The following is a 15,955-nucleotide window of genomic DNA, read 5'->3' as shown; positions in this document are numbered from 1 at the left end:
ACCAAGCTACTGATAAACTTTTTTATCAGTAGCGATTTCTTCTATTTTGACTCCTCTTCAGGTTTACACATAACTAATTCCCAATCAACATAGGTAATACAGACGCCAATAATAAAATAGCCATCCCTGCATTAAACCAACGGATATATCTCGGATGATTCATCCAAAAACTTAACTGCTTACCTGCAGCAGTCCAAACGCTCACCGACGGGACATTCATCAAAGCAAATACCAAAGCAATCAGCGTTAATTGTAGCCAGCTTGCATATTGATTAAATAAACTAATCGCTGTTAATGCCATTGACCACCCTTTCGGATTAACCCACTGAAAAAGAACGGCACTTAGAAACGACATGGGTTGATATTGACTGTTGCTATTCGAAGAATGACTTAATGCAATTTTACATGCTAAATAAATCAAATAAGCCATGCATATTATTTGTAACGACTGATGCAGAATAGGGTAGTGTTGGAACAACTCAGTAACCCCGACTCCCACAAGTAATAGCATCAGACTAAAACCTATCACAATACCAAGCATATGGGGAATGGTGCGCACAAACCTAACATTAGCGCCCGATGTCATTAACATAATATTATTGGGTCCAGGCGTAAATGTAGTCACAAATGCAAAAACGGCGAGCGAGCCTAATTGTGTGTAATCCATGATTTTCTCTCTTATTTATATTAGATAAGAAAATAATAATGGTATTTACCCGCAATATTGTGTTTATATTTGTGCTTAAAAACAATAATTAACAATAAAGAGATAGTATGGATAGATTTGACGACAGAATATTGCAAGAGCTTCAAATCCAGGGTCGCTTATCAAATGTAGAATTGGCAGAACGCATTGGTTTATCACCCTCAGCAACCCTACGACGAGTACAGGATTTAGAACGAACAAATATCATTAAAGGATATCGTGCTGTATTAGATAAAACCCAGCTCGAGATTGGTTTTATTGCTTACGTATCAATTGGCTTAAACAGCCATACAAAGGCAGGCCAACTTAGCTTTGAAGAACATATACGCTTTGCCAAAGAAGTAGTGGAATGCCACAACATAACTGGCGTTAATGAATATCTATTAAGGGTTGAAACAAAAGATCTAGGAGCTTATAAACGCTTTCATTCCGATGTGCTAGGAGAGTGTTTAGCGGTTAAATCAATTAGTACCATGGTGGTAATGGATTCCCCAAAAGACCAACGGCAATAGTTTTAATCAAATAAGCCTCAGCAATCACTGAGGCTTATATACCCGTTACCATTCAAGATGCAGAAATCAGCATCCTGATTAGTAACGGGTATAGTCATTATTTTTACAACTACATGCGATAGGTTAAGTTCACACCAACGGTACGACTTTGACCAACGGATGCTCGATATCCACCATTAATTAAATAAACCACGTCCTCATCGGTTAAATTCGTAACATAGCCACTAATCAACAAATCACCAACAGTATAATCGATGCTAGTATCAACAATCGTATAATCACCGGCTTTATAATCTTCAGTATTATCAAGATCAGAATAATACTCACTGACATAGGTCACATCCGCACCTAACGTTAAGTTATCGCCGATGTATTGCGTTAATCCAATTGAAGCATTGAGATCCGGTGCGTTTGAAAGCTCATTACCTTGGAAGCTATCGTCGTTATCAACCTTAGATTTCAGTAAACCAATTGAAGGATTAATGACCGTACTATTCGTTAACCAATGTGATAATTCAACCTCTAAGCCCATGGTATGCGCTTCGCCAACATTGGTAATTTTATAATCCGAAATCCCCTGATAACCCTTGTAGTCATTATAAAAAACGGCAGTATTGATGGTCGTACCATTATTTAATGCCGTTTTCGAACTAAACTCATAGGCATAAACAGATTCACTATCATAGTCGTACACTTCCGACGCACCGCCGTAATTATAATATCCCATTCCACCAGAGTTATAACCTTTACGTACCGATAATCCGAGTGTGGTATTGTTCTCGAGTGCATAAGTTAATGCCAATTTAGGCAAAACAAAAACATCATTAATATCTTCATTTAATTCTGTACTTGCATAGGTTGCACTAAAGAAACGATCCTGTTTTTCATATTGTAGGCGTGCCCCTGTTGTCAGCGTCAATTGATCATTCATGAAATAATTCATTTCACCGAATAATCCTAAACGCGTTTCTTTCGTTTCCCCTTCCGTCGAATAACTTTCACTCGAGACGGTATTATTGCGATCCGCTGCCATGATCCCAACAAAACCATTAAATTGAGAATCCTGTGGTTTTAAGGTTAATTGACTCTCTAATTTATAGGTTTTATCTTTAAATTCATAGGTTTGTTCCGTTGGATACTGGTCAAAAATATTGGTCTGATCATTGTATGACAGTTGTGTTTTACTGGTGATTTCATTATTGAATGTATAATTAATCTCTGTCGAAATATTATAAACATCCGAGTCTTGAATACGCGTATTAGTTTTATCCGTCGTACTTAGTGTAAAGGTTTCATCTTCGTAACCTGTTCCATCATCCCAATTAGCCCAATTTAAATAATTACCATCTGCTTTACGATAATTGGTGGTTAATTTTATTGAGAGATCTTCATTAAATGCTGGTTTCCAAAGTAGCTTTCCTCGAAAATTTAAATTACGTGAATCTTCAGGATCAACTGGCACAGTGTCTGTATCGCCATCATAACTGATATAGCTTTGACCATCGGTTCCATCAAAGGCAAAGCGATAGGCCAACTCATCATTAATCGGACCCGAGGCCATTAATGCAACATTTTTCATCACATTACCGTTTTCATAAACTTCAGCGCCCCCTCGAATTGCATATTCAGAAGCAAAAGTAGGATTATTGGTACGAACAGACACCGCCCCACCGATTGAATTTTCTCCCTGAGTCGTTGACTGTGGGCCTCGTAATACTTCGACTTGCTCAAGATCCCAAACACCCGAACCGCTAAAGTTATAACCAGTGAATGCGTCGGAAACACCATCAACGGAAGTATCAACACGTTGACGAGCACCACTTCTGATAGCGTAGAAACCAGTTGCAGCACCACTTCCGTTAATACCACGAATATTGACACTACCAAAACCAGAAGACACCACATTTGGTGATTGGGTAATCACATCATTCACCGTTTTAGCTCCGGTTTTTGCAATATCTTCACCATTGATAACCGTTACGGCTGTGGTGGTATCTTGAATATCCTTATCCATTTTTTCACCGGTAACAATCAAGGTTTCTACGTGTGTAGACTCTTCGGCATAGACATTGGTAGATAAAAGTGCGGCGTTAATACTTATGAATAATATACTTTTACGTAGGTTTTTAGTTGGGTGAATAGTCGATGATGCATTAGCTGACGGGTACATAATTGTCCTTTTATGGTACTGATAATAATAGAATTTGCGAATACTAATACAATTGATTATCATTAGCAAATGATAATCAATATCACAAACTTCTGTAAAAAGGGTAATAATTTGAATCACACGCTGACATTAAACCCGCTTCTGGGTCATCCTATCCTTGCTGACAAAGTAATAGGTTCAACACTGTGGTGGAAAAGCATAAAAAAAATGGGCACCCCATTTATTCAAAAACAAGATCAACAAACTTGTCGAGTAATATTTATATGGCAAGATCCACAGGGAGATGAGATTCAATCTGACACAGAGAACGTATTACTTAATGTTAATTCTTTAACCGATCACCACAGTTGGACGCCCGCTTGCTTAACACGGATCAGTGGCACCGATGTTTGGCTTGGCGAATTAATTGTTAATATAAAATGGCGAGGAAGTTATTCCTTTATCCCCATTATGGCTGAGCAACTACCTGAAATAGCAAGAAAAAAAAGTAATGGTTCAATCGAAGCTCAACGACAATGGTGGCTAGATGTAGTCAACAATCAACGCAACGATCCATTAAACCCATTGCCCTCATTAATATCTGGTTGGGGTTCAAGTTCAGCCTTACATCTCCCTGATGCACCCGCAGAATTAGGTTGGAATGAATGGGATAAAGGGATTGTCCCAGAAGTATCAAAACATGTGATTTACCCTATCCAATGGATATCCGCCGAACTCGGTAATCGACGAGAATGCTTTATATTTTCAACGGCCTTGGGCGATGCACCCTTAGTCGTATTACTGGATGGCCAAAAATGGGGAGAAGCAAGTGGCACATTATCGGTATTAAAACATTTAACTAAAACGAAAAAAATAGCCCCCGCACATTATTTACTCATTCCTTCTTTAGATAATAAAACACGTTGGAAAGAGCTCAGTTGTCACTACCCGTTTTGGTTTTCTTTGGTGTGCACATTATTACCAGAAGTTAAAATACAGTTAGCAAAATCCTATAACACTGTGTCAGATTATTTAGTAGCAGGGCAAAGTTTAGGGGGATTATCCGCTTTATATGCTGGTATTCATTTTTCTGATTATTTTTCTAAAGTCATTACATTATCGGGTTCGTTTTGGTGGCCAGAAGTTGATCGAATGAAAAAAAAGATCTCACTTAATGAATCAGATGAAAGCAGATTATATACGGTACCTGAGAACAGTTTAGCAGCACAAATACTCGATGAGCGGGTTACTGTAGAGAGCCTTGAAGTGTATCAAACCGTTGGGCTCGGAGAACAAGATATGTGCCTATATAATGACCTAACCATGAAAGCAATCCAACAAAAGGGAGGCAATGTCTATTACGAAAAAGTCTCAGGTGGGCATGATTGGCTTTCATGGCGATCATGCCTTATAAATGGGCTTGAAAAGTTATTACCAAGCTTATATTAACTTCCCCTCCCTCTAGGAATGATTAAAGGCGTATTTGAAATGGGATCTTCAAGAATCAAGCAAGGCAACCCAAATACGTCGTTAATCAGCTGTTCAGTGACGATTTTATTGGGATCGCCGGTTGCAATAATTTGTCCTGATTTCATAACAATAAGATGATCAGCATAACGACAGGCATGATTAAGATCATGCAAAACAGCAACGAGTGTATGTCCCTGCAAACGATTTAAATCTTGAAATAAATCCATCAGTTCGATTTGATGGGCAATATCTAAATAAGTCGTTGGCTCATCTAACAGTAACAACGGTGTCTCCTGTGCTAACGCCATGGCAACCCAAACCCGTTGTCGTTGTCCCCCGGATAATTGATCAACACTTTGTTGTGAAAAATCCATCACACCAGTGGCTTCCATCGCCAATTCAACGGCTTTTTGATCTTTATCTGACCAAGGTTGAAACCACTTCTGATGTGGAAAACGCCCGCGTGCAACCAAATCGATTACCTTTATGCCATCTGGCGCTATTGCACTTTGTGGCAACAAGCCTAATTTTTTCGCAACCTCACGCGGAGGCTGCTCATGAATATCTTGCTGTTGTAGAAAGACTTTTCCTGATTGTGGGGGCAGTAATCGACTCATGGAACGCAATAATGTCGACTTTCCACAGCCATTTGGGCCGACAATCACACTAAATTTTCCATCGGGAATATCAACGGATAAATGCTTTGCGATAACATGTTGCTCGTAGCCCAAAGTAACCGATTGAACCGATAATGGATATGTCATTTCTTTCCTTCTCTGATGATTAAATAAACTAAATAAACACCACCTAAACTGATAGTGACTAACCCCACCGGCAACGTCGCACCTTCCCAACTATGTTGTGCAATAAAGTCAGCAGTCATTAGCAGTATTGCCCCGACAATCGCAGAGGAGGTCAGCGTGACATGTTTCTGCTTCGATAAACGTCGTGCTATTTGCGGGGCAGCAAGTGAAATAAAAGAGATAGGGCCAGTGATGGCAGTTGCAATAGCAGTCAAGGCGACCCCAACAAACATTAAAATAAGACGGGTTTTATTAACCGAGCCCCCCAATGCCGCCGCCGTATCATCGCCCATTTCTAATAATTTCATACGTGTATTCAATATAAAAGCACACACTAAAAAAACGAGAATCAAAACAGACGCCGGTAAAATACGAAACCAAGTCATTCCATTTAAGGTGCCAGCACTCCACAATGAGGCAGTCATCGCAGTCTCTAATGACACAGTCAACGACAACCATTGGTTAAATGCGGTGAGCGTCGCACTAATTGCAATACCAACGATAATAAGTCGAAAGCCTGAATGCCCATCGCGATAGGCAAAAAAATACACTAATAGCGCGGCCAAAAGTCCACCAGCAAGAGCACCGAGAACACTTATCCAATAAATATCACCAAATAGTGCAATCGAGATCAACACGCCCGTAAATGCACCAACATTAAACCCCGTTATATCTGGACTACCTAATGGATTTCGCACTAAAGATTGAAATACGGCACCACTCACACCGAGTCCTGCACCAATAATTAACGCTGAAAATAACCGAGAAGCACGCCACTGCCACACCACAATAGATTGATATTTATCGCCATTTCCCGTTAGTAATTGGCAGAGTTCTTGTAGACTGGCAGCAACATGTTCACCAATAAATAATGTCGCAATCATTAACACTAAACTGAATACCAACACCATTAATTGTGTTCGACTCAACCAATAAGAACGATCTTTCCCACTCATCATAAGCTGCTCGCATCTTTACTACGTACAAGATAAATCAAAATAGGTGCGCCTATAAAAGCAGTAACAATAGAAACGCGCAATTCCCCCGCAATTAACACACGTCCAATAATATCTGCAGTCAATAATAGGCAAGGGGTTAAAATAAGACTGAAAGGTACGATCCATCGTTGATCTGGCCCCACCATCCACCGCGCGATATGTGGCATCATTAAACTAACAAAACCAATCGGACCCGCTGCTGCGGTTGCCGCACCACATAATATCGTAATCGCAATCAAAGCAAGCAATTGAATACGAATCGGATTACTTCCCAAGCTGGTTGCTAAGGCATCACCCAAACCAAATGCATTTAACGCCGGTGTAATTGAAAGTGCTAAAAGACTGCCTAAAATAACCACGGGGGCAATAAAGAATGGGATGGATAGTGTGCGAACATCTAAGCTACCGACGGACCAAAACCGAACCTGATCAAAGGCCATAGGATTAAATAATGTTAACGCTGAACTTAATCCACCAAAAACAGCACCAATCGCAACACCTGCAAGGGTTATTTTTAATGGATCGACGTTTCCTACGCCCATCGTGCCAACAAAATAGACTAATAATCCCGTTAATAAGGCGCCCATTGAGGCATAGACAAAAAAGTCACTAAATTGCGTTGCCCCCAAAAATACAATGGAAATCACAATCGCAAAACTAGCGCCAAGGTTAATCCCTAAAATCCCAGGGTCTGCCAGTGGGTTCCGAGTTATTGCTTGAATTAACGCACCGGAAGTCCCTAATGCCATACCAACTAACAAACCGTTTAATGTTCTTGGCAATCGGCCTTCAAAAATAATGATATTAGCAAGTCCATGTTGGTGCCCTATCAACACATTCCAAAGTGTGTCGATTGATAATGGCTTTGCACCGATACATAAACTCAGCACCATAATAATCAGCAACAACATCAAGCAAGTGAGCAACCAACCGTAGCGCTTACTCTTCATGATTAGAGGGTCCGAATAAGATGTTTAAGCGAGAAAGTAAATTGGTTGCACTGTAGTAATCTAAACGGAAAGTATCATTGCCCACGGCGTAAACTTGCTTATTCTGAACCGCTTTAACAGAGGCTAAGTAACTATTTTCATTCAATTGTTTTACTCTTTTCGGTGAGGCAGAAAAAAGCAAAATAGATTCACCCGTTAATCCATCGGGAAATCGTTCACCCGTTGCAATCACAATATCATTACGTTTTCCCATACTGATATTGCCTTTTATCGACTCAGGCACCATCGCCAGTGTAAACCCTAGCTCAATTAATAATCGGCCTTGCGCAGAGGCTTCCGTCCAAATATTTGCACCACTACCATCTTGATAATACACCATCGCAGTCGTCGGCTGAGGTGGCAGCGTTATGTGTTCTTTTGTTTTATGTAATTTCAGCTGAAAATCATCAATCACTTTTTTAGCCTTTGTTTCTAAGCCAAATAAATCACCAAATATTTGAGCTAATTGGATCCAACTCTTGTCGTCATATCCAATCACCAGGGTCGGCGCAATATCCTTCAGCTGCTCATATAAATTCATCGCTGAGTCACCACTTGTCGCGGAAATAATGATTAAATTGGGATTCGCGTTGATAATCGCTTCTGCATTTGGCTCGGTTTGATATAACGGAACAACACCACGTTGTATCGCAATCGGCTCCCATTGACGCATAAAACCTTGTTCGCCTGCGACTGACGTATTAGGCATTGTTGCACCAGAAGCAATTAATGGCGCATCAATCGCAAGTAACGTACCGGACAGTGTAACGCTAGTAGAAACAATTCGTTGAGGTGGCTTCTCCAAGGTCAACAATCCCTTTGAAGTCATGATACTGCGAGGCCATCCCGAAGCCGACTTTTCGACTTGGTTTATTGATAATGAGGAGGAGGTAGCATCCGAGGCATCACAGCTGACTAAGACAAAACTAACAACAAAAATAATGAAAACACGCATAAAATAACCAAATAGAACAAATACCAGAAATAGAATAATTGGATTATATCGTTAAAAAACTTCTTTTAAAAGAAATGATAATCATTACTATTTAATGGATATGAATCCCGCTACTTTCCTCAAAAGGAATCAAAGATCCTTTTTAATTAACCAATCAGAAAAGTCACTAGTAAAGACGTTTCGTTAATACTATTTAGCCAATTTAAACTACGAAACAATTTTGCTGCAAATTTGATCTCTAATAATGTTTACGTACTTTTTATTAAAAATACGCGATAAATAGTTTACAAAACAACAAACACAAATGATAATAGTTATCAATATCAATTATGGGAGTTCTTTATGCCTGTTTTTAATAATATAAAGTCAGGGGATTTAATGTCTAAACATCAGAAAAACGGTTGTGATAGCGAGCTTTTTTATAAGGGAATTATTTATCATTATGAACAAAAGTTACGCGAACAACCTAAATGCATAAGCACCTTATATTATTGGATTGCTAGCTATCATGAATTAGCCCTTATCTATCAACATCAGGGTGACTCAGAAATGGCGCTGAAATGTTTGCTTATTCCACATCAATCCATGCAATACATATCCGAGCATAATAATGGTGATCAAGAACAGAAACTTATCGCAATGAAGGCGATGAAAGATACCTTAGTTCCCCTAATTCAATTTACAGAAAAAAACTCGACCGATGATATCAGCATACCGCAACTCAAGTCTCAGTTATCAATTCTTGAGAATTGCCATAAAATAAATCATTGATTGTTCGACATGGTGAATTCAGGTTATTTGTAATAGAGTAGTGAATACTAATAGGCACCCAGTATTAATGTAGCGCTATTTTACATTGTATTTATTGTCATCTATTCACTGAGAAAGGATTACCCCATGCGTCAAAAAGTAGAATTTACCAGCGGATCTCATACTCTCAGCGGTCTCTTAGAAACACCGGAAACCGATATTAAGTTTTATGCGTTATTTGCGCACTGCTTTACTTGCAATAAAGATATCGCTGCTGCATCGCGTATTAGCCGTGCTCTAACGGCAAAAGGTATTGCAGTATTACGATTCGATTTTACCGGTTTAGGTAACAGTGATGGTGATTTCGCCAACACTAATTTTTCTTCTAATATTCAAGACTTAATTGCTGCTGCGGATTTTTTACGTGAACAATACCAAGCACCGGAACTTTTAATTGGCCATAGTTTAGGTGGTGCGGCTGTGCTCGGTGTTGCTAAGAACATACCAGAATCAAAAGCCATTGTGACAATTGGCGCCCCTTCCGATGCAGCACATGTTGCCCATAATTTTTCCGTTCATATTTCAGAAATTGAAGAAAAAGGCGAAGCGCAAGTTAATTTAGCTGGACGTAAATTTAAAATTCAAAAACAATTTCTAGATGATATTAATAATTATGGTACTCAACATATAGGTTCATTACGAAAAGCATTATTAGTGATGCACTCTCCTATCGACAAAACGGTTAATATCAAAGAAGCTGAAAAAATCTATCAATCTGCCCGACATCCAAAAAGCTTTGTCAGTTTAGACACCGCAGATCATTTACTAACTAATAAACAAGATTCTGAATATGCAGCAGAAATTATCGCCGCTTGGGCAACGCGTTACGTCATCAGTAATATTAAAAGCGATCGACCACATGTTGAACAAGGCCATGTATTAGTTGAAGAAAAAGACCATAAATTTGCTCAGCACATTAGTACCGCAAGCCATTATTGGTTAGCCGATGAACCAACCAAAGTAGGTGGAAATAATACCGGCCCCGATCCCTATGAGCATTTATTGGCCGGATTAGGCGCATGTACGGCAATGACATTAAGAATATACGCTGAACGTAAGAAACTACCGGTTCAGCACATTAAAGTGTCCCTTTCACATACCCGCAATTACCAAGAGGATTGTAATCATTGTGAACAGCAAAGTGGCATAGAAGCCATTGTTCGCAATATTAGTTTTGAAGGTGACTTAGATGAAGCGCAACAACAACGCTTCTTAGAAATAGCCGATAAATGTCCCGTACATAAAACATTACACAATCATGTCACCGTGGTGAGTAAACTGGTCGATTAATAACAAAGACATGTGAGCGGTCATATATACCCGTTACCAATCAAGATGCGTTTATCAGTCGCTAGCTCGGATACCAAGGCAAGGCGTAACATGATGACCTTTCGAGCTATTAACTGCGTTAATCCTCTATCGGTAGATGTAAAAACAAGACTTTACATCTTTAATGGCTAGTCCTTATCGAATGTTATAACGCAGTATTGGTGTTCGAGCTAGTGACCCGCAGGGCAAGACGAGAGGCAAACATCTTCGTTGTTATAAAGTCTCGATTTAACCCGTTAGATCTTCACCTTTATGCCTAGAATCTGCTCACCTCTCGTCTTGCTGATTTCTGCATATTGATTGGTAACGGGTATAAATCTTCCATGCCACCTTTGGCAAGCAAAATACCCGCTCGCAGACCTTTTTTAACCAATGGGTTGGGAAATAATATCCATTCCGTTTGTTGATTTACACGATAACTTACCTCTCCATCGGTTGCGATAAGCGTACCACTTGGATAAGAGGTAAAATTTTCGACATTATCGTCCACTGCAATAAAGGTGAATTGGTCACTGAGTTTGGTCAGTTCCTTCCCAACAACAAAAATCTCAGGCGCCTTACCTTTACCACCTATTGGCACATCACTCATTAATTCAATCAATGTACGGTTTATATCGCTAAAACTGGCTAAATCATTATTCCCAAAAGGTTTAGCTTTACCCAACTCTAAAGTACTACTGACCACGTTACATGAACAATGGGTAAAAGAACTAAATGTGCCACTTGGGGTTGAGTTAATGACTAATGCCTGTAATCCCATCGTAATCAACCAGTCTAAATAACAAGTTTGCTGTGTCCCTAAACGTTGAGGAATAACCGCAAATTTTTGATAATGAGATCCTCTGATAGCAGTATGCATATCAAAGTGAAAGCATTGTTTTGAATCTGCTGAATTAAAAAAACGCATAACATGTTGTTCAATAACAATGGCACGTTCACTTTCAACGGTGTCAGGATACTGTTGATGGCGACCATTAAATAAGCGATTAAGATCCACATCGAGATAACGTTGACCTTGTTCAATGGCGCGGATATTACCAAATAGCACTAACAGATTAACCGCTAGAGGCAATTCTCCATTAAGTAATTGAGCGACTAGCTGCGCTACCATTTCAATCGGTGCCGTTTCATTCCCATGAATACCAGTAGAAAGCAATATTTGCTTCGTATCAGACGCCAAGGACTTATCCCGAGGTACTATTTTTACAATCCCTTCCTCTAGCCATTGCCAGTGCACATATTGATTGTCCCCCGTTAAACTACGTGGGTAATCTTCACAACCGCTGAGCGTTAAAATTTGATTCATAGTCACCTCATTAACGTTAAAGCTGGAAAGGATAAATTGAGCCTAAATCCAATATTTTCGTTAATGCATCTAATGCACTGCGATTTTCTATCAGCAATTGAGGATCCGCGAGATCCTGTTCACTTAATCGGTCACGATAATGACGTTCCACCCAATCTGTTAGGGAGTTATAAAGATTATCGTTCATTAATACGCCCTGATTACACGCCGCTAACTCTTGTTCTTTCAGGGCAACACGCAAACGTAAACAAGCCGGTCCACCACCATTGCGCATACTTTCACGCAAATCAAAAACCTTCACCTCATTAATCGGGCAACCGCTATTAATTAATTCATTCAAATATGCCCAAGTACGTGAGTTATTTTCAACCTCCTGCGGCACAATAATAACCATCGTACCGTCGGCTTTCGTTAATAACTGACTATTAAACAAGTAAGTGCTGACCGCATCGGCAAGAGATACCTTAGCAAGCGGTACACAGATAGGCACAAATTGAGTCCCCTGTAAGGCCAACTTTTCGGTTAATTCCGCAAAGGCGGTTTGTTGATTTAAAAACGCTAATTCATGGTAAAACAATACCGGACCATTGCTCACGGAAATGACATCATTATGAAAGACACCTTGGTCAATGACGTCGGGATTTTGTTGTATAAACACTCGATTTCCAGGATCAAGCTGATGTAATCGAGCCACCGCATCACTGGCTTCAAAGGTTTGTCTAGCAGGATATTTTTGCGGTTCAATATCACCACCAAAGGCCTTACGCCCGTAAACAAATAATTCCACACCCGCGCCACCATAATCGCTACATAAACGATTGTGATTAGCCGCCCCTTCATCGCCAAATACCGCTTGCTGAGGTAAAGCGTTATGATGACTAAAATGCGTGCTTTGATTAAAAATAGCTTGTAGCGCACGCCCAGTCGTATCGGCTTCAATACTACGATGAAATTTATTATTTAGATTCGCCACGGTAAAATGCACTTTCCCATCTAAGGTATCTGACGAAGGAGAAACCGTTGCAGCATTCGCGACCCACATTGACGATGCAGAACTGACTGCAGATAACAACTTCGGAGAACGTTTAGCCACTTGAGCAATCACTTGCGCATCGCTACCCGTAAAACCAAGAGTACGTAACGTGGTAATACAAGGTCTTTCCTGTGGTGGCAAAACGCCCTGTTTAAAGCCCATATCTGCCAAGGTTTTCATTTTCCACAATCCCTGCAATGCCGCCGATTTAGGATTAGCTAACTGATTTTTATTATTGGTCGAGGCTACATTGCCAAAGGATAACCCTGCATAATGGTGCGTGAGTCCGACTAAACCATCAAAATTTACTTCGTATGAAGACATGTTAGATCCTTAAAATTGTAAACCAGGCGATAACGATTCAGGCATAGCAATAGACTCTGCTTCGAGAGATGCCATCGGCCAAGAGCAATAATCCGCTGCATAATAGGCACTTGGTCTGTGATTGCCCGAAGCGCCAATACCACCAAAGGGAGCATTACTCGATGCACCGGTTAATGACTTGTTCCAGTTAACGATGCCCGCACGCCCTTCCAGCAATACCTGTTCATAATCATCTCGACTTTGAGAAATAAGTCCGAGTGACAAGCCATAGCGGGTTTGGTTAGCAATTCTAATTCCCTCGTCTAAATCGCCATAACGCGTAACAATCAACAATGGACCAAAATATTCTTCATCGGGCAGTGTGCTCAGGTCTTCCACTTCGATAATACCCGGCGTTAATAGTGCAGTGTCTTCTTCCTGGCGTTGCATTTCGAGTAATACTGTTGCGCCATCGGATTGCATTTGCGACTGGGCATCCAGCAATAATTGTGCAGCTTGGTTAGATATAACCGCCCCCATAAAAGGAGCTGGCTGTTGATCGAATTGCCCTACTTTTATCTGTTTAGAAACAGTCACTAAACGCGCTAGAAACTGATCGCCAAGGGGGCCGGATTTAACTAATAATCGACGCGCACAAGTACAACGTTGTCCTGCCGTAATAAAAGCAGATTGTATTGTTAAATTTACCGCAGCATCGATATCATCCATGGACTCAATGATCAACGCATTATTTCCGCCCATCTCAAGTGCTAATATTTTCTCCGGCTGTCCAGCCAACTGACGGTGTAGGTGATAGCCCGTATTTGCACTACCAGTAAACAATAACCCATCAAGATCTTTATGTGATGACAATGCAATGCCCGTCGATTTTCCACCTTGCACTAAATTTAAAACGCCCTTTGGCAATCCGGCAGCATCCCAAATTTCAACGGTTTTTTGCGCTGTAAATGGCGTTAATTCACTTGGTTTAAACACAACACAATTACCGGCAAGTAAGGCGGGAACGATATGCCCATTGGGTAAGTGACCTGGAAAATTATAAGGACCGAATACCGCTAGTACACCATGAGGACGGTGTCGCAGTACCGCTTGCCCATCGGGCAATGGTGTTACTTTTTCTCCGGTACGTTCATCATAAGCAGTAATGGAAATCGCGACTTTATTGATCATAGCTTGTACTTCAGTCAACGCTTCCCACATCGGTTTACCGGTTTCTTGCCCAATCGTGGTCGCTAACTCTGTTTTAGACTCGGCCAATTTAGCGCTAAATTTTTCAAGGTAAGTAATACGTTTTTCCAATGGCGTTTTAGCCCACTCAGAAAAAGCACCTCGAGCCGCAATCACGGCTTGATTAACGTCATTATCTGTTGCTTCTTGGGCAGACCAAATTTGCTCATTGGTAGCGGGATTAACCTTATTAAATAAAACACCCGACGCCATACGCCATTGACCAGAAATATATAAACTAGGCTGCAACATGATGAATGTCCTTTATATGATGGGTTAACTTATTTTTTAATGCAGAAAAAAGAGGCGCAACGCAAATATGCTCGCCCGCTGATATATTTAAGGCCTTCGCCTGAGATTGACTTAAAATAATATGTGAACCTGAAAATTGTGGAGTAACCATAATGGCACGAAATCCTTGATAGCATTGATTAGACACCATATAAGGCGTTAACTGTTCATTAAGCGAATGATTAACATCGGCATCGGTTGTAATTTTGACCGGCCAAGTCGCCATTTCTTTAACGACGCGTAAATCACTGGTATACGCCTCGAGGGTTGGACCCGCATCGAAAATATCGATATACCCGCCATAGCGCATTCCTTCACTTTCTAAAATTTTACGCGCAGGTAACGTATTTTTATGCACCTGTGCAATGACCTCCTGCGCTTCGGGTGTTAAAAAATTAACGTAAAGAGGATGCTTAGGCATTAGCTCCGCGATAAAAGATTTTTGACCAATGCCGGTCAAATAATCCGCATGAGAAAAATCAATGGTAAAAAAGTGTCGCCCCAAACTTTCCCAAAACGGGGAGTACCCCTGCTCGTCCGATACTCCACGCATTTCAGCAATGATTTTTTCTGAAAAGTGCTGTTGAAATTGTGCAATAAACAATAAACGCGCCTTAGATAATAAATGCCCATTTTTACTATGACGGTATTCAGGATCTAAAAACAACGTACACAGCTCACTGTATCCAGTATGATTATTACTAAGGGTTAAGGTTTCCATCTGGGTATAAATATCTAATGCTTTAGAGGCATGTGCGAGGGTACCAACATGATAATTATACCAAGGTTCATCCAGTCCAAGCGCTGACTCAATACCACAAACCCCCACCACTTTTTCAAGAGCCGTATCTTCTAAAACAAAGAGGTACCCTTTCTCAGCTTTGGTGGCAGTTCCTTCCCAGGTTGTTAGCATCCGTTCTATTCGCTGCGAAATTAGATCTGCATTTTGTGGCAATGAAGTAAAGCCAATACCCGCTTTTCCAGCAAGCTCATAAAGCGCGTCTTTATCATCTCGTGTTACTGGTCTTATAATCATCATATTGCTTATCCTTT

Annotated in this window: 14 protein-coding genes; 4 read left to right on the top strand and 10 right to left on the bottom strand. The window is 40.4% G+C overall.

Features of this window, described 5'->3' with window-relative positions; all coding sequences use genetic code 11:
• Positions 1-73: 73 nt before the first annotated feature.
• Positions 74-667 (bottom strand): LysE family translocator, encoded by a 594-nt coding sequence (locus tag ACR30L_RS04215; protein WP_435236797.1) that lies wholly within the window; start codon positions 665-667, stop codon positions 74-76.
• 107 nt (positions 668-774) lie between these two features.
• On the opposite strand from ACR30L_RS04215, the gene ACR30L_RS04210 reads away from it, so the two are divergent.
• Positions 775-1,218 (top strand): Lrp/AsnC family transcriptional regulator, encoded by a 444-nt coding sequence (locus tag ACR30L_RS04210; protein ID WP_435236796.1) that lies wholly within the window; start codon positions 775-777, stop codon positions 1,216-1,218.
• A 109-nt stretch (positions 1,219-1,327) separates the two neighbouring features.
• On the opposite strand, the gene ACR30L_RS04205 is transcribed toward ACR30L_RS04210, so the two are convergent.
• Complete coding sequence (locus ACR30L_RS04205) at positions 1,328-3,388, bottom strand: TonB-dependent receptor (protein WP_435236795.1); 2,061 nt, start codon at positions 3,386-3,388, stop codon at positions 1,328-1,330.
• A 111-nt stretch (positions 3,389-3,499) separates the two neighbouring features.
• Here ACR30L_RS04205 and fes point away from each other — a divergent pair, with 111 nt between their 5' ends.
• Positions 3,500-4,816 (top strand): enterochelin esterase, encoded by a 1,317-nt coding sequence (gene fes / locus ACR30L_RS04200; RefSeq protein WP_435236794.1) that lies wholly within the window; start codon positions 3,500-3,502, stop codon positions 4,814-4,816.
• On the opposite strand, the gene ACR30L_RS04195 is transcribed toward fes, so the two are convergent.
• Genes ACR30L_RS04195 through fepB form a run of 4 tightly spaced genes read right to left on the bottom strand, consistent with a single transcriptional unit; the run spans position 4,813 to position 8,582 of the window.
• Positions 4,813-5,601, bottom strand: a complete 789-nt coding sequence (locus ACR30L_RS04195) for an ABC transporter ATP-binding protein (protein ID WP_435236793.1) — start codon at positions 5,599-5,601, stop codon at positions 4,813-4,815. The two genes, fes and ACR30L_RS04195, sit on opposite strands and share 4 nt — an antisense overlap.
• Positions 5,598-6,599 carry a FecCD family ABC transporter permease gene (locus tag ACR30L_RS04190; RefSeq protein ID WP_435236792.1) on the bottom strand — a complete coding sequence of 334 codons (1,002 nt, stop codon included), beginning with the start codon at positions 6,597-6,599 and terminating at the stop codon, positions 5,598-5,600. Before ACR30L_RS04190 ends, ACR30L_RS04195 begins: the two co-directional genes overlap by 4 nt.
• Complete coding sequence (gene fepD, locus ACR30L_RS04185) at positions 6,596-7,588, bottom strand: Fe(3+)-siderophore ABC transporter permease (protein WP_435236791.1); 993 nt, start codon at positions 7,586-7,588, stop codon at positions 6,596-6,598. Before fepD ends, ACR30L_RS04190 begins: the two co-directional genes overlap by 4 nt.
• Complete coding sequence (gene fepB / locus ACR30L_RS04180) at positions 7,578-8,582, bottom strand: Fe2+-enterobactin ABC transporter substrate-binding protein (protein ID WP_435236790.1); 1,005 nt, start codon at positions 8,580-8,582, stop codon at positions 7,578-7,580. Before fepB ends, fepD begins: the two co-directional genes overlap by 11 nt.
• A gap of 342 nt (positions 8,583-8,924) precedes the next feature.
• Between fepB and ACR30L_RS04175 the strand changes: the two genes are divergently transcribed.
• Together ACR30L_RS04175 and ACR30L_RS04170 are read left to right on the top strand one after the other, a co-directional pair.
• Positions 8,925-9,353 carry a hypothetical protein gene (locus ACR30L_RS04175; protein WP_435236789.1) on the top strand — a complete coding sequence of 143 codons (429 nt, stop codon included), beginning with the start codon at positions 8,925-8,927 and terminating at the stop codon, positions 9,351-9,353.
• 126 nt (positions 9,354-9,479) lie between these two features.
• A complete protein-coding gene (locus ACR30L_RS04170; protein WP_435236788.1) occupies positions 9,480-10,682 on the top strand; it encodes a bifunctional alpha/beta hydrolase/OsmC family protein in 1,203 nt (400 codons plus the stop codon).
• Positions 10,683-10,977: 295 nt separating this feature from the next.
• On the opposite strand, the gene astE is transcribed toward ACR30L_RS04170, so the two are convergent.
• Genes astE through astA form a run of 4 tightly spaced genes read right to left on the bottom strand, consistent with a single transcriptional unit; the run spans position 10,978 to position 15,941 of the window.
• Complete coding sequence (gene astE, locus ACR30L_RS04165) at positions 10,978-12,027, bottom strand: succinylglutamate desuccinylase (RefSeq protein ID WP_435236787.1); 1,050 nt, start codon at positions 12,025-12,027, stop codon at positions 10,978-10,980.
• A gap of 16 nt (positions 12,028-12,043) precedes the next feature.
• Positions 12,044-13,384, bottom strand: a complete 1,341-nt coding sequence (gene astB, locus ACR30L_RS04160; RefSeq protein WP_435236786.1) for an N-succinylarginine dihydrolase — start codon at positions 13,382-13,384, stop codon at positions 12,044-12,046.
• 9 nt (positions 13,385-13,393) lie between these two features.
• Entirely contained in the window at positions 13,394-14,863 is a 1,470-nt protein-coding gene (astD, locus tag ACR30L_RS04155; RefSeq protein WP_435236785.1) for a succinylglutamate-semialdehyde dehydrogenase, read from the bottom strand.
• Positions 14,850-15,941: an arginine N-succinyltransferase gene (gene astA, locus ACR30L_RS04150; protein WP_435236784.1), complete on the bottom strand. Its 1,092-nt coding sequence runs from the start codon at positions 15,939-15,941 to the stop codon at positions 14,850-14,852. The genes astD and astA overlap by 14 nt, the downstream gene beginning before the upstream one ends.
• Positions 15,942-15,955: the final 14 nt, after the last annotated feature.

This window comes from Psychromonas saccharinae, assembly GCF_051201515.1.
Lineage (GTDB): Bacteria > Pseudomonadota > Gammaproteobacteria > Enterobacterales > Psychromonadaceae > Psychromonas.
The sequence above is the reverse complement of the archived record's forward strand: the minus strand, read 5'-3'. Positions and strand labels throughout refer to the sequence as shown.

What these genes read in the sequence shown, in the direction of transcription:
- astE (WP_435236787.1), bottom strand. Translation starts at nt 12,027, where the DNA reads ATGAATCAAATTTTAACGCTCAGCGGTTGTGAAGATTACCCACGTAGT.
- ACR30L_RS04190 (WP_435236792.1), bottom strand. Translation starts at nt 6,599, where the DNA reads ATGATGAGTGGGAAAGATCGTTCTTATTGGTTGAGTCGAACACAATTA.
- ACR30L_RS04175 (WP_435236789.1), top strand. Translation starts at nt 8,925, where the DNA reads ATGCCTGTTTTTAATAATATAAAGTCAGGGGATTTAATGTCTAAACAT.
- ACR30L_RS04210 (WP_435236796.1), top strand. Translation starts at nt 775, where the DNA reads ATGGATAGATTTGACGACAGAATATTGCAAGAGCTTCAAATCCAGGGT.
- ACR30L_RS04195 (WP_435236793.1), bottom strand. Translation starts at nt 5,601, where the DNA reads ATGACATATCCATTATCGGTTCAATCGGTTACTTTGGGCTACGAGCAA.
- fepD (WP_435236791.1), bottom strand. Translation starts at nt 7,588, where the DNA reads ATGAAGAGTAAGCGCTACGGTTGGTTGCTCACTTGCTTGATGTTGTTG.
- ACR30L_RS04215 (WP_435236797.1), bottom strand. Translation starts at nt 667, where the DNA reads ATGGATTACACACAATTAGGCTCGCTCGCCGTTTTTGCATTTGTGACT.
- astB (WP_435236786.1), bottom strand. Translation starts at nt 13,384, where the DNA reads ATGTCTTCATACGAAGTAAATTTTGATGGTTTAGTCGGACTCACGCAC.
- ACR30L_RS04205 (WP_435236795.1), bottom strand. Translation starts at nt 3,388, where the DNA reads ATGTACCCGTCAGCTAATGCATCATCGACTATTCACCCAACTAAAAAC.
- fepB (WP_435236790.1), bottom strand. Translation starts at nt 8,582, where the DNA reads ATGCGTGTTTTCATTATTTTTGTTGTTAGTTTTGTCTTAGTCAGCTGT.
- astD (WP_435236785.1), bottom strand. Translation starts at nt 14,863, where the DNA reads ATGTTGCAGCCTAGTTTATATATTTCTGGTCAATGGCGTATGGCGTCG.
- astA (WP_435236784.1), bottom strand. Translation starts at nt 15,941, where the DNA reads ATGATGATTATAAGACCAGTAACACGAGATGATAAAGACGCGCTTTAT.
- ACR30L_RS04170 (WP_435236788.1), top strand. Translation starts at nt 9,480, where the DNA reads ATGCGTCAAAAAGTAGAATTTACCAGCGGATCTCATACTCTCAGCGGT.